Origin of the sequence: Actinophytocola sp., assembly GCF_045807065.1 — a bacterium.
Taxonomy (GTDB): Bacteria; Actinomycetota; Actinomycetes; order Mycobacteriales; family Pseudonocardiaceae; genus Actinophytocola.
This window is the reverse complement of sequence record NZ_JBJMIE010000580.1, coordinates 1-24,717: the sequence shown is the minus strand read 5'-3', so window position 1 is coordinate 24,717 and position 24,717 is coordinate 1. Positions and strand designations below refer to the sequence as shown.

22 protein-coding genes, 1 pseudogene and 1 riboswitch are annotated in these 24,717 nt (G+C 70.5%); of the genes and pseudogenes, 10 read left to right on the top strand and 13 right to left on the bottom strand.

What is annotated here, in order from left to right; genetic code table 11:
* From ACJ73U_RS34165 to ACJ73U_RS34155, 3 genes are all read right to left on the bottom strand, one after another.
* The coding region (locus ACJ73U_RS34165; RefSeq protein WP_407781880.1) for an ATP-binding cassette domain-containing protein at positions 1–714 on the bottom strand (714 nt) is incomplete at its 3' end.
* Positions 711–1,679: an ABC transporter permease gene (locus ACJ73U_RS34160; RefSeq protein ID WP_407781879.1), complete on the bottom strand. Its 969-nt coding sequence runs from the start codon at positions 1,677–1,679 to the stop codon at positions 711–713. The genes ACJ73U_RS34160 and ACJ73U_RS34165, both read right to left, overlap by 4 nt.
* 4 nt (positions 1,680–1,683) lie before the next feature.
* Positions 1,684–2,673: a substrate-binding domain-containing protein gene (locus ACJ73U_RS34155; RefSeq protein ID WP_407781878.1), complete on the bottom strand. Its 990-nt coding sequence runs from the start codon at positions 2,671–2,673 to the stop codon at positions 1,684–1,686.
* A gap of 115 nt (positions 2,674–2,788) precedes the next feature.
* Here ACJ73U_RS34155 and ACJ73U_RS34150 point away from each other — a divergent pair, with 115 nt between their 5' ends.
* Positions 2,789–3,778, top strand: coding sequence for a LacI family DNA-binding transcriptional regulator (locus tag ACJ73U_RS34150; RefSeq protein WP_407781882.1), 990 nt, complete (start codon positions 2,789–2,791; stop codon positions 3,776–3,778).
* A 244-nt stretch (positions 3,779–4,022) separates the two neighbouring features.
* On the opposite strand, the gene ACJ73U_RS34145 is transcribed toward ACJ73U_RS34150, so the two are convergent.
* Together ACJ73U_RS34145 and ACJ73U_RS34140 are read right to left on the bottom strand one after the other, a co-directional pair.
* On the bottom strand, positions 4,023–5,474 hold the full coding sequence (locus ACJ73U_RS34145; RefSeq protein ID WP_407781877.1) for an AlkA N-terminal domain-containing protein: 1,452 nt from the start codon (positions 5,472–5,474) through the stop codon (positions 4,023–4,025).
* Positions 5,475–5,574: 100 nt separating this feature from the next.
* Positions 5,575–8,781 carry a S8 family serine peptidase gene (locus ACJ73U_RS34140; protein ID WP_407781876.1) on the bottom strand — a complete coding sequence of 1,069 codons (3,207 nt, stop codon included), beginning with the start codon at positions 8,779–8,781 and terminating at the stop codon, positions 5,575–5,577.
* Between the two features lie 155 nt (positions 8,782–8,936).
* Between ACJ73U_RS34140 and ychF the strand changes: the two genes are divergently transcribed.
* A complete protein-coding gene (gene ychF, locus ACJ73U_RS34135; RefSeq protein WP_407781875.1) occupies positions 8,937–10,019 on the top strand; it encodes a redox-regulated ATPase YchF in 1,083 nt (360 codons plus the stop codon).
* Here ychF and ACJ73U_RS34130 read toward each other — a convergent pair.
* From ACJ73U_RS34130 to ACJ73U_RS34120, 3 genes are all read right to left on the bottom strand, one after another.
* Positions 10,009–10,587: a Uma2 family endonuclease gene (locus ACJ73U_RS34130; RefSeq protein WP_407781874.1), complete on the bottom strand. Its 579-nt coding sequence runs from the start codon at positions 10,585–10,587 to the stop codon at positions 10,009–10,011. The genes ychF and ACJ73U_RS34130 overlap by 11 nt on opposite strands.
* 19 nt (positions 10,588–10,606) lie before the next feature.
* Positions 10,607–10,822, bottom strand: a complete 216-nt coding sequence (locus tag ACJ73U_RS34125; protein ID WP_407781873.1) for a hypothetical protein — start codon at positions 10,820–10,822, stop codon at positions 10,607–10,609.
* 114 nt (positions 10,823–10,936) lie between these two features.
* The gene (locus ACJ73U_RS34120) at positions 10,937–11,632 is read right to left on the bottom strand and encodes an NIPSNAP family protein (RefSeq protein ID WP_407781872.1); all 696 of its coding nucleotides are present in this window, start codon (positions 11,630–11,632) and stop codon (positions 10,937–10,939) included.
* 73 nt (positions 11,633–11,705) lie between these two features.
* Between ACJ73U_RS34120 and ACJ73U_RS34115 the strand changes: the two genes are divergently transcribed.
* Together ACJ73U_RS34115 and ACJ73U_RS34110 are read left to right on the top strand one after the other, a co-directional pair.
* Entirely contained in the window at positions 11,706–13,280 is a 1,575-nt protein-coding gene (locus ACJ73U_RS34115; protein WP_407781871.1) for an alkaline phosphatase D family protein, read from the top strand.
* Positions 13,281–13,293: 13 nt separating this feature from the next.
* Positions 13,294–13,710 carry a hypothetical protein gene (locus ACJ73U_RS34110; protein ID WP_407781870.1) on the top strand — a complete coding sequence of 139 codons (417 nt, stop codon included), beginning with the start codon at positions 13,294–13,296 and terminating at the stop codon, positions 13,708–13,710.
* Here the strand turns inward: ACJ73U_RS34110 and ACJ73U_RS34105 are convergent.
* Complete coding sequence (locus ACJ73U_RS34105; protein ID WP_407781869.1) at positions 13,703–14,005, bottom strand: 4a-hydroxytetrahydrobiopterin dehydratase; 303 nt, start codon at positions 14,003–14,005, stop codon at positions 13,703–13,705. The genes ACJ73U_RS34110 and ACJ73U_RS34105 overlap by 8 nt on opposite strands.
* Before the next feature lie 44 nt (positions 14,006–14,049).
* Positions 14,050–14,160: riboswitch (TPP riboswitch) on the top strand.
* On the opposite strand from ACJ73U_RS34105, the gene ACJ73U_RS34100 reads away from it, so the two are divergent.
* The 3 genes from ACJ73U_RS34100 (at position 14,153) to ACJ73U_RS34090 (ending at position 17,844) form a co-directional block, all read left to right on the top strand.
* Entirely contained in the window at positions 14,153–15,175 is a 1,023-nt protein-coding gene (locus ACJ73U_RS34100; protein ID WP_407781868.1) for a thiamine ABC transporter substrate binding subunit, read from the top strand. (Overlaps the previous riboswitch by 8 nt.)
* A 90-nt stretch (positions 15,176–15,265) precedes the next feature.
* On the top strand, positions 15,266–16,840 hold the full coding sequence (locus ACJ73U_RS34095) for an ABC transporter permease (protein WP_407781867.1): 1,575 nt from the start codon (positions 15,266–15,268) through the stop codon (positions 16,838–16,840).
* Entirely contained in the window at positions 16,837–17,844 is a 1,008-nt protein-coding gene (locus ACJ73U_RS34090) for an ABC transporter ATP-binding protein (RefSeq protein ID WP_407781881.1), read from the top strand. Before ACJ73U_RS34095 ends, ACJ73U_RS34090 begins: the two co-directional genes overlap by 4 nt.
* 26 nt (positions 17,845–17,870) lie before the next feature.
* Here the strand turns inward: ACJ73U_RS34090 and ACJ73U_RS34085 are convergent, their stop codons facing one another.
* The 3 genes from ACJ73U_RS34085 to ACJ73U_RS34075 are packed head-to-tail and all read right to left on the bottom strand — an operon-like array spanning position 17,871 to position 20,835.
* Positions 17,871–18,743, bottom strand: coding sequence for an ABC transporter permease (locus ACJ73U_RS34085; RefSeq protein WP_407781866.1), 873 nt, complete (start codon positions 18,741–18,743; stop codon positions 17,871–17,873).
* Entirely contained in the window at positions 18,740–19,747 is a 1,008-nt protein-coding gene (locus ACJ73U_RS34080; RefSeq protein ID WP_407781865.1) for an ABC transporter ATP-binding protein, read from the bottom strand. The genes ACJ73U_RS34085 and ACJ73U_RS34080 overlap by 4 nt, the downstream gene beginning before the upstream one ends.
* Positions 19,748–19,761: 14 nt before the next feature.
* Positions 19,762–20,835, bottom strand: a complete 1,074-nt coding sequence (locus ACJ73U_RS34075) for a LolA family protein (protein ID WP_407781864.1) — start codon at positions 20,833–20,835, stop codon at positions 19,762–19,764.
* A 280-nt stretch (positions 20,836–21,115) separates the two neighbouring features.
* Here ACJ73U_RS34075 and ACJ73U_RS34070 point away from each other — a divergent pair, with 280 nt between their 5' ends.
* The 3 genes from ACJ73U_RS34070 (at position 21,116) to ACJ73U_RS34060 (ending at position 24,177) form a co-directional block, all read left to right on the top strand.
* Positions 21,116–21,829: a response regulator transcription factor gene (locus ACJ73U_RS34070; protein ID WP_407781863.1), complete on the top strand. Its 714-nt coding sequence runs from the start codon at positions 21,116–21,118 to the stop codon at positions 21,827–21,829.
* Complete coding sequence (locus tag ACJ73U_RS34065) at positions 21,826–23,172, top strand: sensor histidine kinase (RefSeq protein ID WP_407781862.1); 1,347 nt, start codon at positions 21,826–21,828, stop codon at positions 23,170–23,172. The genes ACJ73U_RS34070 and ACJ73U_RS34065 overlap by 4 nt, the downstream gene beginning before the upstream one ends.
* A 318-nt stretch (positions 23,173–23,490) precedes the next feature.
* Complete coding sequence (locus ACJ73U_RS34060; RefSeq protein WP_407781861.1) at positions 23,491–24,177, top strand: (deoxy)nucleoside triphosphate pyrophosphohydrolase; 687 nt, start codon at positions 23,491–23,493, stop codon at positions 24,175–24,177.
* 109 nt (positions 24,178–24,286) lie between these two features.
* On the opposite strand, the pseudogene ACJ73U_RS34055 reads toward ACJ73U_RS34060, so the two are convergent.
* Positions 24,287–24,717 (bottom strand): annotated as a pseudogene (locus tag ACJ73U_RS34055) (tryptophan--tRNA ligase); the annotation flags it as partial.

Below are 24,717 nucleotides of genomic sequence, written 5' to 3'. Positions count from 1 at the left end.
GTTCATCGAGTGTGTCTTCGGGGATACGACGGCCACGCGCCTGCCCAGCCGATGCACGTGTACGCGGTCGGCTATCTCGAACACGTGCGGCATGTTGTGGCTGATCAGCACCACCGGCAGGCCGCGGTCGCGGATCCGGTCGATCAGTTCCAGCACCTTGCCGGACTCCTGGACGCCGAGCGCGGCGGTCGGCTCGTCCATGATCACCACGCGGGAGCCGAACGCCGCCGCGCGGGCTACGGCGACGGCCTGCCGTTGGCCGCCGGACAGGGTCTCGACCAACTGGGCCATGGACTTCACGTCTATGCCCAACTCATCGAGCACCCTGCGTGCGTCGCGGCGCATGCCCTTGGTGTCCAGGCGCCGGAAGACCGCGCCCAGCGGGTCCTTGCGCCTCCGCTCGCGGCCCAGGAACAGGTTGGTCGCGATGTCCAGTGCCGGCGCCAGCGCCAGGTCCTGGTACACCGTTTCGATGCCGTGGCGGCGGGCGTCCAGCGGGCCGTGGAACCGCACCGGACGGCCGTCGACGAAGATCTCGCCGGCGTCGGGGATCACGGCGCCGGACAGTGCCTTGATCAGCGTCGACTTGCCCGCGCCGTTGTCGCCGACCACCGCCAGGACCTCGCCGGCCTCCAACTCGAAGTCGGCGCCGTCCATCGCGGTCACGCGGCCGTATCGCTTGACCAGGCCGTGGGCCTCCAGTACCGGGCTCATCGCTGCCTCCCCCGGGAGAACCGGTCCACGGCGACCGCCGCGATCACCAGCGCGCCGGTTGCCACGTCCTGGTACAGGTTGTCGATGCCGGCCTGGGTCAGGCCGGACCGCAGCACCGCGACGATCAGCGCGCCGACCAACGTGCCCAGCACGCTGCCCCGGCCGCCGAACAGGCTCGTGCCGCCGATCACCACCGCGGTGATCGAGTCCAGGTTGCCGAGTTGAAACGCGTTGGGATCGGCGTTCGGCACGCGGCCGAGCGCCTGCCACGCCGCGATGCCGTAGGTCAGCCCGGCCACCAGGTACACCGACAGGACCGTGCGGCGCACGTGGATGCCCGACAGCCGCGCGGCCTCCGGGTCGTTGCCGACGGCGTAGACGTGCTTGCCCCACGCCGTGCTCGACAGCGCGTACCAGAGGCCGAGGAACATCGCGAGCATGACCGCCATGCCGTACGTGACCTCGATCTGGCCGAACAGGTACTGCGTGGTGCCGAGCCAGCCGAGCGTCCCGTCCGTCACCGGGAAGCTCTGGCCCTGCGCGTAGAGCCTGCTCGCGGCCGTCACGATCGTCAGCAGGCCGAGCGTCACGATGAACGGCGGCAGCCGCAGTCCCGTCACCAGACCGCCGGTGACGCAGCCGATCGCGCCGGCCACGAGGACTCCCACGACCAGCGCGACCAGGCCGTTGGCGCCCGTCAGGGTCAGCTTCGCGATCAGCAGCGTCGCGAGCACCGCGATCGCCGCGTTCGCGAGGTCGATGCCCGCCGTGAGGATGACGAGCGTCTGGCCGAGCGCGAGCGTGCCGATCACCAGCGACTGCTGCACGACCAGCGACAGGTTGTCTACCTCGAGGAACGTGTCCGTCGTCAGCCCGAAGACGGCGATCGCGACGACGAGCGCTATCGCCGGGCCGATCGCGGGGGTGCGGAGGATGAGCTCGCTCGGGGAAACGCGGGTCGTCATCCGGTCAGCCCCAGCAGTTCTCGAGGCCCCACGCGGTGTCGTGGCTGTCGATGCCCGCGAGCGGCTTGTCGGTGATCACGGCGGTGTCGGTCTTGACGAACCCGCTCGGCTTCTTGCCGGACTTGGCGAACTCCACGGCGAAGTCGACGCCCTGCTGCGCCATCTTCTTCGGGAACTGCATGACGGTCACCGCGATCTCGCCGTTCTTCACCGCGTTCACGCCGTCGCAGGAGCCGTCGATGGAGCCGATGACGACCTTGTCCGTCAGGCTCTTGGCCTTCACCGCCGCGTAGGCGCCGCGTGCGGCCGGCTCGTTGATCGTGTAGACGGAGTTCACCTGTCCCGAGACGCGCTGCAGCAGGTTCTCGGTCGCCTGCTGGGCCTTGTTCTGCTCGCCGTTGGTCGCCTCGGTGCCCAGGTTCTCCGGCGCGGCGGCCTCGACGAACCCGGCGTGCCGCTGCTCGGACACGGTCGAGCCGGGCGTGCCGTCGAGCAGGATCGAGCGCGCGGGCTGGCCGTTCAGCGCCGCCTTCACGTACTGGCCCTGCAGCCGGCCGGCCTCGGTGTTGTCCGTGGCGATGGTCGCGTCGACCGCGTCCTGCGGATCGGTCTCCGTGTCGAGCGCGATGACCAGGACACCGCGGTCGCGGGCCTTCTTGATCGCGCCGAGGATGCCGGTGGAGTTGTTGGGGGTGACGAGGATCGTCTTCGCGCCCTGCTGGACGAGGCTCTCGATGGCCGAGACCTGACCGTCGTTGTCGCCGTCGAACTTGCCGGCCAACGCGACCAGTTCGGCGCCCTTCTTCCCCGCCTCCGCCTTGGCCGCTTCCCGTAACGCGACGAAGTAGGGGTTGCTGTCGGTCTTGGTCACCAGGCCGATCTTGACCTTGCCGTCCCCAGTGGACTCGTCCGAACCGGACTTGGTGCTGGTGCAGCCGACCGCGAGCGCGGCGACCGCGAGAACCGCAAGGAGAGCAGGACCTCGGCGTCCCATGGCTACCTCCAGAACAGGGCTGGTTTGCGGGGAAGTTATTGCGCTCAGTACCGTGACGCAACCGTTTGCGCAAACGCTTGCGCCTTCCTCGATCAAGGAGCTGTCCGTGGTCACGATGAAGGACGTCGCCGAGCTGGCGGGGGTGTCCATCACCACCGTGTCACACGTGGTCAACTCCACCAGGTCCGTCGCGCCGGAAACCAAGGCGCGGGTCCTGGTCGCGGTCGAGCAGACCGGGTACACGGGAGACGCTATCGCGCGCTCGCTCGTCACCGGCGGCACCCGCACCCTCGGCGTGGCGATTTCCCTGGTCGCCAACCCGTACTTCGCGGAGTTGCTGCGGTCTATGGAGCACGAGATCACCCGATCTGGTTACACGCTGGTGCTCACGGACACGCACGAAGAGCCATACATGGAGCAGGCCGCAGTGCGGATACTGCGGTCGCGGCGGGTGGACGGGTTGATCCTGACGCCGTCGCCCGGCGTGGCGGTGCTCGGCGAGCTGAGGCAGCTCAAGATCCCGCTCGTGCTGGTGGACCGGCTGACCACGGCGCAGGACATCGACCAGATCGGGCCGGAGAACATCTACGCGACATCGGGGTTGGTGCAGCACCTGGCGTCGATCGGGCACCGGCGGATCGCGATGATCAGCGGCATCGAGGGCCTGGCGACGACGACCGAGCGGGTGTTGGGGTACCGGTTGGGCCTGGGACGGGCGAAACTGACGTGGGACGAGTCGCTGGTGGTGTCCGGTTCGTCCGCTGCCGAGCGGGCCGCGGCGGCGCTGGCACAGCTGCTGTCGTTACCGTCGCCCCCGACCGCGGTGGTGGCGGCGAACAACGTGATGCTGCTGGGGGTGCTGCACGAGTGCCGGGCGCGGGGGTTGAAGGTGGGCCGGGACCTGGCGGTCGTGGGATATGACGACGTCGACTGGGCGGACCTGGTGGACCCGCCGGTGACGACGGTCGCACAGCCGATCGCGGAGATGGGGCGGGCGGCGGTGCGGATGCTGCTGGACCGAATCGCTGACCCGACTCGGAAACCGACAACCGCCCGGCTGCCGACAACTCTCATGCACCGGAACTCGTGCGGGTGCGGGTTGTAGGCGTGGCCTCCGGCCCCCGATTCAATTGTCCCACGGGACACCGACAAGGCCGAGAAGTTGTCCACAGCCGACGTGGTCGTCCACAGGCAAGATCCACTTCCCGTGATTGTCGGTGCCCGCCGGTAGAATGGGACCGGGGCCGCCCCCGGGACAGGGTGGGGGCTGCCTACCTTACGGGCGGAAATTTTCGGTGACAGTTTCGGTGGAGGTTGCGGGGATTGGTCGGGGCGACTTGGGGTGGTTTTTATGCTGCTGACCAGAGGTGCATGCCTGCGTAGCTGCGCCAGGGGCGCCACTTGTTGGCGTGGGCTGTCAGGTCCGGTGGGGTCGTGGGGACGCCCAGTTTGGCCGCGCCCTTCCTCAACGCCACGTCGCCGGTGAGCAGGACGTCTGGGGCGCCCAGTACGCGCATCAGCACGTAGCCCGCGGTCCACGGCCCAACCCCCGCGAACTTCTGCAGAGCCTCCGACAGTTCCGCCGGGTCCGCGCCTACGTGGACGTCCAGGTCGCCGGCGGCGAGGGCCGCGTTGACCGTGAGGATCGTGTCTATGCGGCGGCGAGGGCCCGTCAGCACGGTCGCGGCCTGTTCGGCTATGGCCGCGGGAGTGGGGAACAGGCTTGTCAGGGGGCCGTCCGGGTTGGGGAGGTGGTCGCCCAGGGCTTTTGTCAGGGTTGTCAGTGCGGTGCGGGCTGCTGCCACCGTGATTTGTTGGCCTATCAGCGCCCTAGTCACTATCTCCGCGCCGTCCACGGCCCCGGGTAGGCGTAGGCCCGGGTTCTTGCGGACCCGCGGCTCCAGCAGCGGGTCCGCGCTCAGTACCTCGTTCACCGCGCCTGGGTCGGCGTCCAGGTCCAGTAGGCGGCGGAGTCTTGAGACGGCGCTGCCCAGGTCTCGCATGTCCGTGAGGGTCAGGGTGCAGTCGACGTGACCCGCGGCTGGGGTTAGCCAGGCTGTGCCTGTGCCGTGCGCCAGGCGCATCGCTCGGCCGTAGGAACCGTCCTGTACTGCTTCTACGCCGGGGATTGCCCTTGCCGCCAGGAAGGCCAGCAGGTTGTCGTGGTCGAAGGGGTCTCGGTACGGGAGGCGGAGGGTCACCTTTCCCGGCGTTGTCTGGATCGCGCGTCGTTTTGCCGCTACCCGTAGGCCCGTGGGGGTGGTGGCGAAGACCGACCGGATGGTGTCGTTGAACTGTCGGACGCTCGCGAAGCCCGACGCGAACGCAATGTCCGCCAGTGAGAGGGTCGTCGTCTCGATCAGTAGGCGGGCTGAGTGGGCTCGGTGGGCTCGGGCCAGTGCCAGCGGGCCGGCGCCCAGTTCCGCTGCCAGGACCCTCGTGACGTGCCGCTCCGAATAACCCAGGCGGCGGGCCAGGCCCGGGACGCCCTCGCGTTCGACTATGCCGTCGGTGATCAGGCGCATCGCTCGGCCTGCCAGGTCGGCTCGTAGGTTCCACTCCGGCGAGCCCGGGACCGAGTCCGGAAGGCACCGGCGGCACGCTCGGAAACCCGCCTGTTGAGCGGCCGCCGCCGTCGCGAAGAACACGACGTTGCTGCGTTTCGGCATGATCGCCGGGCACGACGGGCGGCAGTAGATGCCCGTGGTGCGGACGGCCAGGATGAACTGGCCGTCGAAGCGGGCGTCTCGCGACATCGAGGCTCGGTAGCCCTGTTCCTCGTCAATCAGCACGAGGACCATGCTGCCAGCGGGGCAGTACCTCGGGCTCGCGGTATTCGGACACGACGGCGGCCGCCCCTCCACATCGGGGAGAGACGGCCGCCGTTCGCTCAGGTGCCGGTTACGACACCGACTGCACCACCAGGTCGCCGCTGCCCACCAGGATGTTCTGGTCGGTGCGGATCTCGATGTTGCCCAGCAGGACACGGCCGGCGGCCGGGACCGCCTTCGGTGTCACGACGCCGGGCACGGTCCACGTCGAACCCGCCGCGTGGGACGCGTTGGCGTCGGTGACCGCCACGTCGCCGAACGCCGGGCTGGTGAACACGTCCACGTAGTCGTAGGCCGTGCTGCCGTCCGGCACCGCGAAGCCGTCGACCAGTGCGATCCACGTGCCCGCCGCCGGGTTGTTGACCGTGACCGACTCCTCCGCGTCGCCGTCCGCGCTGCTCGCGGCCTGGACACAGCTGCCCGTCGTGCAGTTGTACAGGAACAGGTCCAGGTCAGCGCTCAGGTCGGCCGGGTTGCCGATCCTGACCTTCAGCTGCTTGGCGCCCGCGGTCACCGGGATCTGGAACTGCGCCTGCCCGCCCTCGGAGATCGTCGGCCGGCCGATGCGTGCGCTGCCCAGGTCCGTGCCGACCGCGCGACCCGTGAACGGACCGAACTTGTTCGTCAGCGTGTACGAACGGTTGACCGGCTGGTTCACCGTGGCCGTCGGGATCGTGTCGGGGTTCGGGGACACCGTCGCGCCGAGCACCGACACCGTCAGGGTGTACGGCGCCTTGGCCACGTCCGACGTGCGCCGGGCCTCGACCACGATCTCCCACACGCCCGGGGTCGGGTTGACCGCGGTGCGGGTGGTCGGGCTGTCACCGGCGTTGCAGGCGTTGCCCGGCGGGACCGGCGGGTTGTAGCAGTTCGTCGTCTGGGTGTTGCTCTCCAGCGCGATGCCGTACGGGTGGTAGCGCAGGAACCGGATCTGCCCGGCGCCCGGCGTGGTGCCGCCGCCCTGCAGGTCCACCTTCAGCGCCGGGGTGCCGGCGGGCACCCGCACGAAGTAGCTGACCCAGTCGTTGCGGGCGACGGTGCCGCCGTGCTTGACCTGGTAGCCGTTGCCCGCGGTGAAGTCCTCCGCGGCGACCACCGTGTTCAGCGTCTGGTACTCGATGCCCGTGGTCAGCGGGCTGTCCAGGTTCAGGGTCGCCGAGTGGATGCCCGCGCTGCGCGGGTTCACCGTGACCCGGAACTTCACGGCGCTGTTCAGCGGCAGCAGGATCACCGGCATCGAGCTGAACGTGCCGTCGTTGCCCTCCCACCTGACCTGGTAGGTCTGCGGGGTCTTCGGCCCCGTCGTGCGCTTGAACGTGTACTCACGCACGTACCGGTCGCCGGACTTGACGCCCTCGCGGTCGTAGATGCCCTGGCCGACGCCCGGGTTCACGAGGAAGTCCGACAGGATCGTGTTCACCGGCACGGACGAGCTGATCTCGGTGGTCCTGATGTCCGCCTTCAGCAGGTTCCAGGCCTTCTTCACGTCGATCAGGCCGTTGCCCTGCTCGTAGGCCTGGTAGTTGTCCAGGTACCGGGCCGAGGACTTCATCGCCGTGCGCAGCTGGTCCGGCTTGTGCGAGACACCCGTCTGCACGGCCGCGCTGACCAGCAGCGCGGCGGCCCCGGCGGCCGCGGGGGACGCCATCGAGGTGCCCTGCAGCATCGCGTAACCCGGCGGCAGGGCGTAGGTGCCGGCCACCGGACCACCCGGCATCCAGGTCGGGATCGTCGAGATCGCCGAGCCCGGCGCGACGATGTCCGGCTTGAAGCCACCGGCCTCGGTCGGGCCGCGGCCGGAGAACGGGTGGAGGTTGTCCTCGGTCAGCGCGTCCGAGCCGTAGTTGCGCTGCCAGGACGCCTTCGAGATGTACGAGCCGACGCTCATCACCTTGCTGGCGAGCGAGGGGCCGCTCACGGTGTTCGTGCCGGGGCCGTCGTTGCCGGCGGAGATGAAGATCTGCACGTCGTGCTCGTCGATCAGCCGGTTGTACAGCAGCTCGGTGTCGGACTCGCCGTCGTTGATCAGGTCGAGGCCGCCGACGGACATGTTGATCACGTCCACGCCGTGCTCGGCGGCGTAGATCATGCCCTGCTCCATCGCGTGCCGCGTGCAGCCGGTGACGAACAGGCAGACGCGCACGGACAGCAGCTTCGCGCCGGGCGCCGCGCCGCTCATGTTGCCGCCGAACAGGCTGTTGCCGGCGACGATGCCCGCGACGTGCGAGCCGTGCTCACCGGACACGATGCCGATGTTGACCGCGTTGTTGGCCGGGTCGGTCTGCACGACGAACGGCATCGACTCGCGGATCGGGGTGGCCGGGTTGTCGGTGCCGAACTCGTCCTGGTCGCCCTTGACCTTGTAGTCGGTCATGGGCTTCTCGTCGGCGAAGCTCTTGTTCTGGTTCGTGTCGACCCAGACGGTGTTGGTGGCCGTGTCCCACAGAACGCCGAACGTGCCGATGCTGCCGGCCGGGTTGCCGTCGCGGTTGACGTCGTTGCCGAGCTCACCGCCCAGCCGTGGGTCGCGCTCGTTGAACAGGCCGTACCGGAACTGGGCCGGTTGTCCCGGGGCCGGGCTCGTCATGTCGATCCACGTCGGGTCGTCGTCGTTGTTGACGCCGTCGGTGAAGCTGGAGTCGGTCGCGGTGACCCAGTCGACGATCTTGGCTTCGCCGGTGCTCGTCGTGTTGAGCGACGGGTGGCCGAGGTCGACGCCGGAGTCGATGATGCCGACGGTCACACCGCGCCCGTCGAACTTCTTGTTGTCCTGGACGAACTGTGCCGCGCCGGTGTCGCCGGTCGGCATGTACGGGTTGACCTTCGGGGTGTTCGCACCGGGCGCCGGCTGCGGCGTCGGGTCCTGGATGCCCTCCGGCCGCGGCTCGTCGAAGGAGTAGGTCCTGTCGAGGTCGAAGCTCGCGAGCGCCGGCTGCTTGGCGGCCTTCTCGACCTTGTCGATCGGGACCTCGGCGCGGACGTAGCCCAGTTCGTCGGCGCGGTAGGAGATCTTGGCGCCGGCGCTGGTGAGCTGGTCGATGGTCTGCTTGGTCTGGCCTTCCTTGGCGAGCACCAGGACCGTGACGGTGCTGGCGCCGTCCCGCTCTGCCTGGATGAGCAGGTCGCGGTCCTGTTTCCCGAGCAGGTCGGCCACGTCGGGTGGTACGGCCGTCGGATCGGCGGTGGCTGTTGACGGTAAGGCGGTCAGCGAAAGGCCGAGCACCGCCGCCGTGAACGCTGCGCCGATTCCCCGCCGGCGCGATTCACGTTGGGTCATACCAAAGTCCCTCTTCTAGTACCGGGCTCCTGATCGAGTCCACAGGCGCTCACGGAGTGTTGTTGAGCTGCTGGGATGTCGCTAGCGTCCAAACGGGGTAATCCTTCGTGAGGTGCGACGGCGGTCGTCTCCGTGGAGCACGTAGAGTTACGCCAGTGAGCTTGACCCTCGGGATCGTCGGACTGCCGAATGTCGGCAAGTCCACCCTTTTCAACGCCCTGACAAGCAACGACGTGCTGGCGGCGAACTACCCGTTCGCGACCATCGAGCCGAACGTCGGTGTGGTGGCGCTGCCGGAACCGCGGCTCGACGTGCTGGCACGCATGTTCGACAGCGCGCGGACCGTGCCGGCCACGGTGTCTTTTGTGGACATCGCGGGCCTGGTGCGTGGCGCCTCGGAGGGCCAGGGCCGCGGCAACCAGTTCCTGGCGAACATCCGCGAGGCCGACGCCATCTGCCAGGTCATCAGGGTGTTCGACGACCCGAACGTGGTGCACGTCGACGGCAAGGTCGACCCGTCGGCGGACATCGAGACGATCAACACGGAACTCATCCTCGCGGACCTCCAGACCGTGGACAAAGCGCTACCCCGGTTGGAGAAGGAGGCGCGGACCCGCAAGGAGGCCCGGCCCGCCCTGGAGGCCGTCAACACCGCGCGGGCCATCCTCGACGGCGGGCGGACGCTGTTCTCCGCGCAGTCCGAAGTGGATGTGTCGCTGTTCCGGGAGCTGTCGCTACTGACGGTCAAACCGTTCCTCTACGTGTTCAACGCGGACGAGGCCGTGCTGTCATCTTCGTCACGTCGGTCCGAGCTCACCGAGCTGGTCGCGCCGGCGGCGGCCGTGTTCCTCGACGCCAAGGTCGAGGCGGAGCTGCTGGAGCTGGACGACGAGGAGTCCACGCGGGAGCTGCTCGAGTCCATCGGGCAGGAGGAGCCCGGGCTGCACTCGCTGGCGCGGGCGGGGTTCTCGACGCTGGGATTGCAGACCTACCTGACTGCCGGGCCCAAGGAGGCACGGGCGTGGACCATCCACAAGGGATGGACCGCGCCGCAGGCCGCCGGGGTCATCCACTCGGACTTCGAACGTGGCTTCATCAAGGCGGAGATCGTGTCCTACGACGACCTCGTCGAGGCCGGCTCCATGGCGGCGGCCAAGGCCGCCGGCAAGGTCCGCATGGAGGGCAAGGACTACGTCATGGCCGACGGGGACGTGGTCGAGTTCCGGTTCAACGTGTAGGGCGGAAAGGGCTGTCCAAGCTGACGACGACGGGGAACGGCCTGTCCAGTTCAAGCTTGCTCCGGTAGATGCCCGCCGGCGCGTAGGCACGAGTTGGCTCGTCCAGCTCGTACACGTGCACCACCGGCCGGCCGTCCTCCTCCTCGACCAGCCAGTAGTGCCTGATCCCCGCCTCGGCGTACTTGCGCAGCTTGACCGTGCGGTCGCGATGTTCCGACTCGGGCGAGGTCACCTCGACCACGAGCAGCACGTCGTCAGGGGCGAACCAGGTTCCGTCGGCGCTTACCCGCTTGGTCGTGACCACGACATCGGGCTCGGGCCGGTTGCGGTTGTCGAGCCGAACAGTCACCTCTCGGTCGACCTCGAAGTCGGCCGGCGCCTGGTCGGTGAGCGCCTGGGTGATGGCCGTGACGACGCGCGAATGCCAGATCCGCTGTGGCGACATCATGAAGACGAGGGCTCCGTCGATGAGCTCGGTATGGCGTGGTGCCTCGGGGAGACGGTCGAGATCCTCCGCGAACCAGCCTTCCGGGCGCGGCGGGCGCATCCAGTCGGGCAGCGAGGTCATGCTCCAAGGTTAACGCAGCTCACACGGCGGCGCGGCCGTTGTTGGCCTTCGTGGCGATGATGGCCGCGGCGCGGATCGCTTCGTGTAGCTGCCACACGGACTGGGCCGGGAGGTAGAAGCCCTCGCCGGGTGGGGGGACCACCGCCACGCGACCGTCGGAGACCGTGACCACCAGGGTGCGGTCGCGCTCGAGTGCGTCGACCACCGGTACTTCCCAGACTTCCTGCGCATTCATGGCTTTCTCCTCGCAGGCTCCGCGGCCGCTCGCGCTCCGAGCAAGCAACACCTGTCGCGACCGCCCTATTGACCGGAGGGTCGCCCGAGTGGGGATCGTCGTTACCAGACCGCGCTAACGGAGTAACGAGCGTTCGGTCGGGGACAGTTGCAGCTGCTCCGGTGGACGTGCCAGCTGCTTGGTCAGCGCCGGGAGGGTGTCGTGGATCCAGCGGTTCTCCCGGCCCAGCAGCCGGACGTGTTCGCGGAGCTCCTCCGGGCCCGGGAACGACGCGATCCACAGCACCACGTTCGCGTCCTCGCGGAACGGCAGCGCCGGGAAGTTGTTCTCCGCGCGCAGGGTGCGCAGCACGGCCAGCGGCGGGGCGCCGGTCGCCCTCAGCATGGGCTCGACCTCGGACTCGAAGAAGCCGAGGAACGCGTCCTCGCCGCCGGCCGGCAGGTGGTACAGGGTCACCGTGACCAGCGTGGTCGGGCCGCCGCGGGTGCGGCCGGTCAGGTCGAGGCCGGCGACCGGACGGAGCAGCAGCACGTCGTCCGAGTCGATCATCGTGGCGTTGGCCGCGTCGCGGTGCTCGCGCCAGACCGGGCCGCCGTAGAACGCCGGCAGCGCGGTGCCCCTGGTCGGCATGTCGGCGAAGCCGCGCAACCACACGAAGCGGTCCCCGTCGTCGCGGTCACGGAACTGGCCCAGGACCTGGGCGCCCACCGCCTCCTGCGGCGCCACGAACTCGCGGTCGAACAACTCGATCAGCTCGTCGCGCCGGCCGGGGCGGAGGGTGTACTGCCGGAGCTCGAGAACCTCGGACATCGCCGCTCCCTCATGCGGTAGCCACCTGGGTGGGTGACACCTTATTGGGGCGCCCGCCGTGTTTGATGTACGAGTGCCCCGTCTGTTGCTCGGCCCCCTGTTACGCCACGTCGACTCGACCTCCGCCACGGTGTGGGTCGAGACCGACCAACCCTGCACGGTGCGGGTCGCGGACTTCGAAGCGCCCACGTTCACCGTCGCAGGGCACCACTACGCGCTGGTCGTGATCACCGGGTTGGCCCCGGGCACCAGCACGCCCTACGAGGTCGTGCTCGACGACGAGACCGCGTGGCCCGTCGACGGCTTCCCGCCCAGCCGGATCCGCACCTACCCGGAAGGCGGCGACCCCGACTTCCTGATGCTGTTCGGGTCCTGCCGCAAGCCCGAGGACCCGAAGCTCGGGGCCGACGCGCTGGCCGCCTACGCCAAGCGGATGCTCGACCAGGACGAGCGGGACTGGCCCGACTCGCTGCTGCTGCTCGGCGACCAGGTCTACGCGGACGAGACGACCGACGAGACGAAACGCTGGATCGCGCGGCGCCGGTCGACCAGCCAGCCGCCGGGGACCGAGGTCGCGAACTTCGAGGAGTACACGCACCTGTACCACGAGTCGTGGTCCTCGCCGCTGACGCGCTGGCTCCTGTCCACCGTCCCGACCTCGATGATCTTCGACGACCACGACGTGCGGGACGACTGGAACACCTCGCAGACCTGGCGCGACGAGATGGCCCGCACCTCGTGGTGGGACGAGCGGGAACGGGGTGCGCTCGTCAGCTACTGGATCTACCAGCACATCGGCAACCTCGGCCCGGACGAGCTCGACCGGAACGAGCTGTGCCAGAAAGTCTTCACGGCGTCCGGCGACGCCACTGACCTGCTGCACGACTTCGCCGAGCAGGCCAGGCACGAGGTCAACGGCCGCAGGAGCACGCGGTGGAGCTACCGCCGCGACTTCGGCAACGTCCGGCTGCTGGTGATCGACACGAGGTCCGGCCGGATCCTGGCCGGCGGCGCGCGGTCGATGGTGAGCGACGGCGAGTTCGACTGGATCGAGGAGAACGCGACCGGCGACTTCGACCACCTGCTCATCGGCTCGTCGCTGCCCTGGCTGATGCCGCACGCCATCAGCCACCTCCAGTCGCTGAACGAGCTCGCCTGCCGGCGCGGCGGGTGGCGGGGCCGGCTCGCCGAGAAGCTCAGGCAGGCCGGGGACCTGGAGCACTGGCCCTCGTTCCGGGCGTCGAGCGACCGGCTGGCCCGGCTCATCGAACGGATCGCGCGGACCGACACGGCCACGATCAGCGTGCTGTCCGGCGACGTGCACCACGGCTACGCGGCGAAGGTCCGGTTCCCGGAGCCGGTCACCGCGGCCGTGTACCAGCTGGTGTGCTCGCCACTGCACAACCACCTGGAGACCTGGGTGCGCCCGTTCTTCTACCTCGCCTGGTGGCGGCCGCTCGCGGCGGTGCTGCGGTGGCGGCTGCTGCGCGCGGTCGACCCGCTGCCGGTGTCGTGGGAGAAGGTGTCCGGACCGCACCTCGGCAACATGGTGGCGTCGCTGCGGGCGTCCGGGCGCGACGCCGAGATGGTGCTGGAACGCGCGAGCGACGCCGAGCTGACGCCGGTGGCCCGGGTGCCGCTGCGGTGACCACAATCAACGCATGACCCACGGACCGCAGCAGCCGTACGGACCACCGCCCGCCACGGGACGGCTGGTCGTGCACACCTCGCACAACCCGATGGCGTTCCTGTTCGGGCTGACCGGCCCCAGGGTGACGCTCAACGGGCGACCGACCAACGTCAGCTGGGGCGAGGCACCGTTCGACCTGCCGCCCGGGAACTACCAGGTGCGGGTCGTGACCCGGTACCTCGGCGAGTTCGGGCCGGCCGAGCTGCCCGTGGCGATCTACCCGGGGCAGCTGACGACCGTCTACTACCGGCCGCCGTCCACGATCGGGATGAAGGGCTCCATCGGCTTCGCGCCGCAGAAGACGCGCGGCATGTCCGCGATCATGGTGATCAACGTGATCGTGATCGTCCTCGCCATCGCGGTGGTCCTGGCGATCGCGCTCAACTGAGCGAGTCGAGCACGCCCTGGATCTTCTCGGCGAGCGTCACGTCCAGCGCGGTGATGCCGCCCTCCGAGTGCGTGCTGCAGCGGAAGGTCAGCGTGCGCCAGCGGATGTCGATGTCCGGGTGGTGGTCGTCGTTCTCGGCGATCTCCGCGACGCGGTCCACGACCTCGATGGCCTGCGGGAAGCTCGCCAGCTCCACCTCGCGGCGCAGCGCGCGCACCGGGCCGTCGTCGAGGGACCAGTCCTGGAGGCGGCCGAGGGCCTTGCCAACTTCTTCGTCTCTGAGCAGCTCGGGCATGGGTACATGGTGACGGGTGGGTCAACCGTCCGCACGGGTAGGCTCGGGAGACACACGGGAGTCCGGGTTGCCGGGCTGAGAGGAGGGCGGCCGCCCTCGACCGTTCGAACCTGATCCGGGTCATGCCGGCGCAGGGAGGAGGCAACGGTGCGTTTTCGTGTCTGCGCAGTGGTTCTGGGGCTGGTGCTCGCCGGCTGCTCGGTGGGTGGCGGGGGCGACAGTGGCGAGCGGAAGCTCGTGCTCGTCACACACGACTCGTTCGCCATGAGTGACGACGTGCTCAAGTCGTTCGAGCGCGAGACGGGGATCACGATCGACGTCCGCAAGCTCGGGGACGCCGGCGCGCTCACCAACCAGCTCGTGCTCACCAAGGGCAACCCGATCGGAGACGTCGCGTTCGGCGTGGACAACACGTTCGCGTCGCGGGCGCTCGACGAGGGCGTGTTCGCGCCGTACGAGGTGAAGGTGGCCGGGCCCGCGGACTACGCGCTCGACGACACGTTCCGGCTCACGGCCGTCGACCTCGGGGACGTGTGCCTCAACGTCGACCCGGCGGCGCTCGCGAGCAGGAACGTGCCGGAACCGACCAGCTACGCCGACCTCGTCAAGCCCGAGTACAAGGACCTGCTCGTGGTCGAGGACCCGGCCACCTCCTCACCCGGTCTCGCCTTCGTGCTCGGCTCGATCGCGAAGCTCGGGGCCGGCTGGCAGGACTACTGGAAGTCCCTGAAGGCCAACGGGGTCAAGGTCGTCAGCGGCTGGGAGGAGGCCTACACGCAGGACTTCTCCGGGTCGTCCGGCAAGGGGCCGCGGCCGATCGTCGTCTCGTACGCGTCCTCGCCGTCCGCGGAGCTGGACGACAACGGGAACCCCCGCACGAAGGCGGTGCTGGACACGTGCTTCCGGCAGGTCGAGTACGCCGGGGTGCTGGCGGGCGCCAAGCACGCCGACGACGCGAAGAAGGTCGTGGACTTCCTGCTGTCCGAACGGTTCCAGTCGCAGGTGGCGGAGCAGATGTACGTCTACCCGACGCGCAAGGGCGTGTCGTTGCCGGCGGCGTGGCAGAAGGCGGCGCCGCTGCCGGCCGCGCCCGCGGAGCTGCCCGCGAAGGAGATCCAGCGCAACCGCGAGCAGTGGATCAGCCAGTGGCGCGGCATCGTCGAGGGCTGAGGCCACCGCCGGAGCGGAACGACCGGGGCGTCCGCCGTCTCGACCGACGATCAGCGCGGGAGGGAAGACGGCGGGTAAGCGGAGGCGAGAGTGAAGCGACCCATTGAACACGGCCTGGCGCTCGTCGCGTTGGTGCCGTTGGGGTTCCTCGCGGTCTTCTTCGTGTGGCCGGTGGTCGCGATCCTGCGGCTCGGCCTCGACGAGGGGGGTGTGCTGGCCACGCTCGGGACCGCCGAGGTGTGGCGGCTCGTCGGGTTCACCGTCGCGCAGGCGGCCGGGGCGACCGCCGTGGCCGTCCTCGCCGGCCTGCCGGTCGCGTTCCTGCTGGCCCGGACAAACCTGCCGGGGCTGTGGCTCGTCCGGGTGATCATCCTGGTGCCGTTCGTGCTGCCGAGCGTCGTGGTCGGGTTGGCGTTCCGCGCCCTCATGCCCGCCGGGGGCGTGTGGTCGATCGTGCTGGCCAACGCGTTCTTCAACGTGGCGGTGGTGGCACGGACCGTGGCCGGGCTGTGGACGCACCTCGACCGGCGGGCCGAGGACGCGGCACGCGCGCTGGGCGCGTCGCGGCTGCGGACGTTCACGTCGGTCACGCTGCCCGCACTGGCCCCCGCGGTCGGGTCGGCCGCGGCGGTCGTGTTCCTGTTCTGCGCCACCAGTTTCGGTGTCGTGCTGATCCTCGGTGGCGCGCGGCTGCGGACACTGGAGACCGAGATCTACCTGCGCACGGTGGAACTGCTGGACCTGTCCGGTGCCGCCGCGTTGTCGTTGCTGCAGCTGGGCGCGGTCGTGGCGGCGCTGTCGATCGGCGCGGTCGCCCGGCGCCGCAGGGAGACCGCGCTGCGGCTGCGTGGCCAGGCCGAGTCGGCGCGGCGGCCCAGCGGTGGCGAGTGGTTCGTGGTCGCGGCGGCACTCGCCGTGGTGGGGTTGCTGCTCGTGCCGGTGGTCTCGCTGCTCAACCGATCCACTGTGGACGGATGGCGCGCGCTGACCGGGTTCGGCTACGGGGGTTCGCTGGAGATCTCCGGGCTCGACGCCATCCGGAACTCGCTGGCGGCGGCCACGGACGCGACGCTGCTGGCCGTCACCCTCGGCACCATGGCGAGCGTCGTGCTGGTCTCGGCGGCCCGTAACCGGCTGCGTTACGTGGAGGTCATCGACACCGCGTTCATGTTGCCGCTCGGCGTGTCCGCGGTGACGGTCGGCTTCGGTTACCTGATCACCCTGGACCTGCTGCCCGGCGACCTGCGCACGTCACCGGTGCTCGTCCCGCTCGCGCAGGCGATCGTGGTGACGCCGCTGGTCATCCGGATCATGCTGCCGGTGCTGCGGTCGATCGACGAGCGGCTGCGGCAGGCGGCCGCGTCGCTCGGCGCGGGGCCGTGGCGGGTGTGGTGGGAGGTGGACGTGCCGATGGCCGGCCGGTCGCTGCTGACCGCGGCCGCGTTCGGGTACGTGGTGGCGCTGGGCGAGTTCGGCGCGACGAGCTTCCTCGCCCGGCCGGACACGGCGACGCTGCCGGTCGCGATCGCGCGGCTGATCTCGCGCCCGGGCGAGCTGAACAACCAGATGGCCTACGCGGCGTGCACGTTGCTGGTGCTGGTCACGATCGCGGTGGTGGCGCTCATCGAGTTCGGCCCGCGACGCGTGTCGGTGGGTGAGTTCTGATGCTGTCCGTCGCCGACCTGACCGTGCGGTACGGCTCGTTCACCGCGGTGTCCGAGGTGGACGTCGAGGTGGCGGACGGCGAGGTGCTGGCGTTGCTCGGGCCGTCCGGCTGCGGCAAGTCGACGCTGCTGCGGGCGGTCGCCGGCCTGGAGCCGCCGGCTGCCGGCACGGTCCGGTGGGACGACACGGACCTCGCGGACGTGCCGGTCCACCGGCGTGGCTTCGGGCTCGTGTTCCAGGACGGGCAGCTGTTCCCGCACCGGGACGTGGCCGGCAACGTGGCGTTCGGCCTGCGAATGCGGCGCGTGCCGGCCGCCGAGCGCCACACCCGGGTCGCGGAGCTCCTGGAGCTGGTGGGGCTCGAGGGCTACGGGCGGCGGAAGGTCACCGAGCTGTCCGGCGGCGAGCAGCAACGCGTCGCGCTGGCTCGGGCACTCGCGCCCCGGCCCCGGCTGCTGCTCCTGGACGAGCCACTGTCCGCGCTGGACAGGGCGCTGCGCGAGCAGCTGGCCATGGACCTGGCCGGCGTGCTGCGGGTGGCGGGCGCGACCGCGCTGGTGGTGACCCACGACCACGACGAGGCGTTCACGCTGGCCGACCGGGTCGCGGTCATGCGGGCCGGCCGGATCGTGCAGACCGGGCCGCCGGACGAGGTGTGGCGGTGCCCGGCGGACGAGGACACGGCGCGTTTCCTGGGCTGCGGCCTGTTCGTGCCGGCGGTCGTCGCGGACGGTGTCGCGACCTGTGACCTGGGCTCGGTGGCGCTGCCGTGGGCACCCGAGGGACCGGTGACGCTCGGTCTGCGGCCGACCGCGTTGCGGCTCGCGGCGGACGGCATCTCGGGCAAGCTCATCCGGTCCGTGCACCGCCGCGACCACGTCCGCCTGCAGGTCCGCCTCGACGACACGGACCAGCTGGTGGACGCGGTCGCCGGCATCGCCGAGACGCCGGGCGACCGCGTGCACCTCACACTCGACCCGGACGGCCTGGCCGTGGTGCGCTGAGGACGCCGTAGGGCTGGGGCCGAGATCTAACCGTCCTTGGTGGACATGCGGGCCAGGGCCAGTGAGTAGCCGATGACGATGTAGCAGGCGGCACGCAGCAGGCCGGTGGTGATGCCGTCGGTCGGCATCGGGTCGCGGATCACGTCGGCGAGCCTGTCCCAGCCGTCGGTCAGCAGCACCGGGTGCAGCCAGTCCAGCGCGGGGATGTTGTTGAGGATCGTGAACGTGATGATCCCGCCGAGCGCGCTCGCCATGACCACGAGCGGATGCTCGGTGGCCGCCGAGATCGCGAGCGCGACCGCCGCGACCGCCCACACCTGGATGGTCACCAGCACGACCATCAGCCCGATCCGGCCCAGCGACGGACCGACCGGCAGGGTGCTGCCGGACATCGTGAGCAGACCGCCGCCGCCGAGAATCGTGACACCCGCGATGATGCTGACGACCGCGATGATCGCCACGGCCACGAACGACAGCACCGCGACCCCGACGGCCTTCACGGCCAGCAGCCGCACCCGGCTCACCGGCGTGAGCAGCAGCCCGCGCAGCGCGCCGGTCTGGGTCTCGCCGGCGAGCGCGTCGGCCGACCACATGGCGCCGAGCATCGGCAGCAGCATCACCATGCACAGCATCAGCACGAACACCGGCAGGATCAGCCCGTTGTCGGCGACGAGCGAGGCGACCCCCTGGATCACCTGGTTGCCGGGCCCGCCGACGGGTGTGGAGGTCGCCACGGACATCGCGATGGCCGCGATGATCGGCCCGATGACCAGCAGCCCGAGCGCCACGAGCGTGCGCGGTCGGCGGAACATGAACCGCAGCTCGGACCACAGGAGCCGCCCGACCGGCGCCTTCGTGCGCTGCTCCGCGACGAGAGGCGCGTCAAGTGCGAGCGTCATGAGGTCTCCTCGAAGGTGTCCACGTCGGACAGCCCGTTGCCGCTGTCGGCGGACTCGGTGAGCCGCGCGAACAGCTCCTCCAGCCCGGTCCGCTGCCGGCGCACCTCGTGCACGGCGACCCCGGCGCCGACGAGCTTGGCGACGACCTCCGGCGCGGTGGTGGCGGCCAGGTCCACCCGCACGCCGTCCGGTGCCTCGCGGGCCGGGATCCGGTCGTCCCGCAGGGCGTTGACCGCGAGGCCGACATCCGGCGTGGACACCAGGAGCCCGGCGTCACCGGACTCGAGCAGCTCGGTCAGCTCACCCTGCGCGACCACGGCCCCCTTGTGCAGCACGGCGACGTGCGTGCAGGTGGCCTCGACCTCGGCGAGCAGGTGGGACGAGACGAGCACGGTGGTGCCGGCGGCGTGCAGGTCGGCGATGACGGCCCGCACCTCGCGGGTCCCCGCCGGGTCGAGCCCGTTGGTGGGCTCGTCCAGCACGACGAACCGACGCGGGATGAGCAGCGCGGACGCGAGCCCGAGCCGCTGCTTCATGCCGAGCGAGTACCCGCGGTAGCGCCGGTTGGCGGCGGCGGACAGGCCGACCCGCTCCAACGCCTGCCCGACCGCACGCGGGATGTCCTTGCTGGCCAGGTGCGGCTCGGCGGCCGCGACGCGCATCAGGTTGTCCCGCCCGGACAGGAACGGGTGGAAGCCGGGCCCCTCGACCAGCGCGCCGACCTCCGGCAGTGCCCACCCGGCGCCCTCGGGCATCTTGTGGCCGAGCAGCTCCACGGTGCCGGCGGTCGGGAGGACGAGGCCGAGCAGCATCCGGATCGTGGTGGTCTTGCCGGAGCCGTTGGGCCCGAGCATGCCCAGCACCGCGCCCACCGGCACGTCCAAGTCGACGTGGTCGACCGCGACCGTGCTGCCGTAGACCTTCCGCAGGTTGCGGGTCCGGGCGGCAAGGCGGGCGGGAGCCCCCGCGGAGATTTCCGCGGGGGCTTCCTCAATCTCCGTCATGCCCGTGACGGTACTCATTTCACCGTGTTGATGGCGTCGACGACCACCTGCTCGGGCACGGCGCCGACGGCGACCTTGCCGTCATCGGTGATCAGTACGGTGCCGACGCTCGCCGAGATGACGTAGCCGGTGCCGAAGTCGCCGTGGACCTGCTTGCCGATCGTGCCGAGCAGTGCGAACAGGTTCGGGTTGGCGTCGCCGCCCGTTCCCTCGGCGCTCTTCAGCATGTCGGCCGGCACCCTCCCGGTGGCGACGACGTCCCACCCGCGACCGACCATCTTCAGGTCGGCCTGGGACAGCAGGCTGTCCATGCTCTGCCCGTGCAGCTCCTCCTTGACCTGCTTCTCCGACACGGTCGCCCCGGCGGGCGGCGTGAAGGCGAAGAGGCTGGGGTCCTGCGCGGCATGGTTGAACTCCGTGAAGCCGACCTTCACCGCCGGATCGGCCTGCCCGTTGGCCAACACCTCGACCGACATGGGAATCCGCAGCTCGGAGTCGACGGACACCCGGATCTCCCGGAGCAACGTCCGCTCCGTCGGCTTGGGCGTGAGCACCAGCTCGTAGACGGGCCGGCCGGCAACCCGAGCGGTCCCGTCGACCGTGACCGTCGAGTCCTCCTGTATGGCCGTCACCAGCTGAGCGGCCGCCTTGGCCGGGTCGGCGAACATGCCTTCCATCGGCTTCTCGCTGGCGTTCTTGTCGTGCGGAACCTTGGTCACGGCCCGGTGCTCGGAGTCCCAGAGCCACACGGTGGACCCGTCATCGACGATGGTCTTCTCGCTCTGCTGACCCGGCAGCGCGAGCCGCGCCTTGCCGGTCCCGTCGGCCCACAGCTCGGCCGCCTTGCCGCCGGTGCTGCCCGGAATCCCCGGAAGGGGCAGCCCGAGGTGGTTCTCCACCTCGACCGACCCGGAGAACGCCGGCACCTGCGTGTCGAGCACCGACTGAACCAGCGCCTGCGCACTGATGGAAGGCAACGCCGGCGGCGCCTCCCCTGCACCGGCCGGCGTTGCGAGCAACACCAACCCGACGACCCCCGCCGCGGTCCCAGCCGCCGCAAACGACAGCGCGGTCTTCCTCGAGTTCATGTGCACCCCTCGTCCGTCTTCTGGCTTGCCCTGTGACACTGAGGTTGCCCCACGGTTACTGAGATGGGCCTGAGAGCGCAAAAAACCCTGAGAATCCACTGAGACTCGCAGGTCAAACAGGCGGGTCAAGAGGGAGCGCGCGAGGGCCCCAAGCCCAGCCGCTGGGGTGACGGCCCTGTGGCCAAGGTGGCGAAACAGACCTCCACGCACCCAATCGACCACCTGAGATTCCGCTGAGATCAACTCCCAAGCCCCACCCAACTCCGGGCATGCTGTGCCCATGAAGCCACGCGTGCTGGTGGTCGACGACGAACTGGGGGTCAGGCGAGCGCTGCAGCGCGGCCTGACCGCGGAGGGCATGGACGTGGTGACCGCCGCCGACGGCCCTTCAGCCCTGGACATAGCCAGAACCGGGGCCTTCGACGTGATCCTCCTGGACATCATGCTCCCGGGCCTGTCCGGTTACCGGGTCCTGCAGGCGCTGCGGAACGAGGGGGTGACCACTCCGGTCCTCCTGGTCTCCGCGAAAGACGGCGAGATCGACCAGGCCGACGGCCTCGACCTGGGCGCGGACGGGTACCTGGTGAAGCCGTTCTCGTTCGTCGTCCTGGTGGCGCAGGTACGTGCCGTACTGCGGCGCGGCGCGGCGGAAGGCGCGGAACGGCGCCTCAAGGTGGGGGAACTGACCATCGACCGCGCCGTGCGGGAGGTCCGGTTTGCCGGCGAGCTGGTGCCGCTGTCGCCGCGGGAGTTCGCCGTCCTGGAGGTCCTGGTCAGCCGGGCCGGCGCGGTGGTCACCAAGGACGAGCTGCTCAGGACCGTCTGGGGGGACGAGCTGGCCGCCACCCGCAACGCGGTGGAGGTGTACGTCGGCTACCTGCGGCGCAAGTTGGACGCGGCCGGCGCTGGTGGCATCGTGCGTACCGTGCGTGGCCACGGATACCTGGCGTCATCGTCCGAGCTGGACGCGGTGCTCGAACCAAGAACGCGGTGACCGGCGTCCTCGGCCGGGTCGTGGGACGGCTGTGGCTGCGGCGTTCGCTGCGTTTCCGGATCACGACGGTCGGCACGGCGGTGACGCTCGTCGTCTTCCTGACGCTCGCGTTCGTGACCAGCCGGTTGATCGGTCCGTTGCTGGTGCACTCCGCCGACGCGCAGCTGGCCCCGATCCTCGGCACCGCGCTGGCCGAGGTCCAGACCGGTCACCAGGTGAAGGCGGGCCCGGTCGGCATGGAGGCCCGGGTGCTGGACACGGCCGGCACGCCCGTCGACCACGGGCCGCCGCCGCCCCTGTCGTCGGCCGAGCTGCGGGTGCTGAAGGCGGGCACCCCGGTGCTGCGGCTGTCGGAGAACCCGCCCCGGCGCTGGGTCGGCACGGTGACCAGCGATCCGAAGGGCGCGCAGCGGCTGGTCATCGTGGGCACGATCCTCACCGGCTACTACCCGGCGCAGCACCGGGCCTTCAACTGGCTGGTCATCGCGGCCCTGATCGGTTCCGCCGCGGGTGGGATCGCGACCTGGCTGGGTGTGCGGTCGTCGCTGCGGCCGGTGGAACGGATGCGGGCGGCGGCGTCCCAGCTCCCGGCCGGCCGGCGGCTCCCGCTGCCGGGCGCGCACGACGAGCTGCGGTCGCTGGCGGCCGCGCTGAACGGTCTGCTCGCCCGCCGCGACGAGGCGACGGCACGGCTGCGGAGGTTCACCGGCGACGCCGCGCACGAGCTGCGGTCGCCGGTGGCGTCGATCCGCGTGCAGGCCGAGGTGGCGGTGGTGAACCCGGACCCCGCGCTCGCACACGAGGTGCTGGCCGACGTGGTGTACGAGTCGGAGCGGCTGTCCGCCCTGGTCGACGGCCTGCTGGCGCTGGCCAGATCGGACGCGGGCGAGTGGCCGGCGGCCGAACCGGTGGATGTCGTGGCGGCGGCCCGCGCGGCGGTCGCCCGGCTGCCCGAGGGCGCGCCCGTGGTGGGCACGCACCTGGCGCCGGGCGCGTGCTGGGTGGAGGCCGCGCCGGCGGAGGTCGACCTGGTCCTGGACAACCTGCTGCGCAACGCGGCCCGGCACGCCCGCGCCCGGATCACGGTGACGGTGCTGTCGAGGGCGTCGTCGGTGTGGCTGGTGGTGGACGACGACGGCCACGGCATCCCGGTGGAGCACCGGGAGAAGGTGTTCGACCGGTTCTACCGCGTGCAGGACGACCGGTCCCGCGACTCCGGCGGCTCGGGCCTGGGCCTGGCACTGGTGGCGGAGGTCGTGCGCCGGCGCGGCGGCGCGGTGAAGGTGACCGAGTCGCCGGAGGGCGGAGCGCGTTTCCAGGTCCGATGGCGAGCGCTGACATGACGCTGGCGTTCGTCCCCGCACCGCAGCGACTGGTGTCGGCCGCGCCACCCTCCCGGCGACGAACTGGGACGGTTCCAGATCCCGCGGCGGATGCCGACATGACCTCGGCGTTCGTCCCCGCACCGCAGCGACTGGTATCGGCCGCGCCGCCCTCCCGCCTGCCCGGCGACGAACTGGCGCGTCTCCAGGTCCCGTGGCGGGCGCCAACATGACCTCGGCGTTCGTGCCCGCGCCGCGGCGAGTGGTGTCGGCCGCGCTCCCGTCCCCCGCGCCCGACGACAAGGCGGGACGGTTCCAGGTCCCGCGGCGGACGCCGACATGACCTCGGCGTTCGTCCCCGCACCGCAGCGAGTGGTGTCGGCCGCGCTGCCCTCCCTCGCGCCCGGCGACGAGGTGGGGCGTCTCCGAGTGGTGCGGGTCGAGGTGGACGGGTGGTCGGCGGTGGCTGTCCGGGGGCGGCCGCTTCGGCTGGAGGTGAGGTTGGCGCCAGTTCCGGGCGGGACGCTGGTGATGGGGCCTTCGGAACTGGTGGCGGAGGTTCGCGCGCGTGCACTGGCACTCGTCGGGGCGCCGGTGATCGTGGGGACGGCCATCGTCCGGGGGCGGGCGTTGTTGGCGCAGCAGCGGTCGTACCCGGTGGAGGCGGCGGGGTTGTGGGAGCTGCCGGGTGGCCGGGTGGAGCCCGGCGAGTCCGATGTTGACGCGGTGGTTCGGGAGTGCTGGGAGGAGTTGGGCGTCGAGGTGGCGGTCGGTGGGCCGATCGGCCCGGACGTGGCCCTGCCGAGAGGAAAGCTGCTGCGGATCTACCGCGCGGCGCTGGTGGACCCGCACGCGTCGCCCCACCCGCACGACCACGCGGCCCTGCGCTGGCTGAAGGCCGGAGAGCTGGGCTCGGTGGAGTGGCTGCCGGCGGACCGAGTGCTGCTCCCGGCCCTGCGCCAGGCACTGCGCACCCCCGCGTGTCCAACGCCCACGACCCGCGTGTCCAACAGAACAGACCCCTGAGTTCAACAAATCCTCGCCGCCACGATTTGTTGAACTCAGGGTTCATCCGCGTTGGACACGCGGGTGTTTTTGGTTGGACACGCGGGTCTGGGGCGTTGGACACGCGAGGTTAGGCGATGCCGGCCAGGCGGAGGGCCGTGGTCAGGCGGTGGGCGCCACGTTCGGTGGCGCGGGTGCCGCCGACGGCGCGGATGCGTTCCAGCTCGTCCGGGTCCGAGAGCAGTGCGCGGGTTCGTTCCCGTATCGGGCGGAGCTCTTCGATGACCGCCTCCGCCACCGCGTCCTTCACCTCCCCGTACGAGGAGTAGCCCGCAACCACCTCGCGCGGCGGCTTGTCCTGGCACGCGGCCAGTATCTCCAGCAGGTTGGCCAGGCCCGGCTGCTCGTCCGGCCGGTACTCCAGGCGCGCGAGGCTGTCCGTCACCGCGCGTTTGATCTTGCGGTGGAGCAGGTCCGGCTCGTCGAGCACGAACAGCACGCCGGCCGAGTCGCGGGCCGACTTGTCCATCTTGCGGCTCGGATCGGACAGGTCCCTGATCC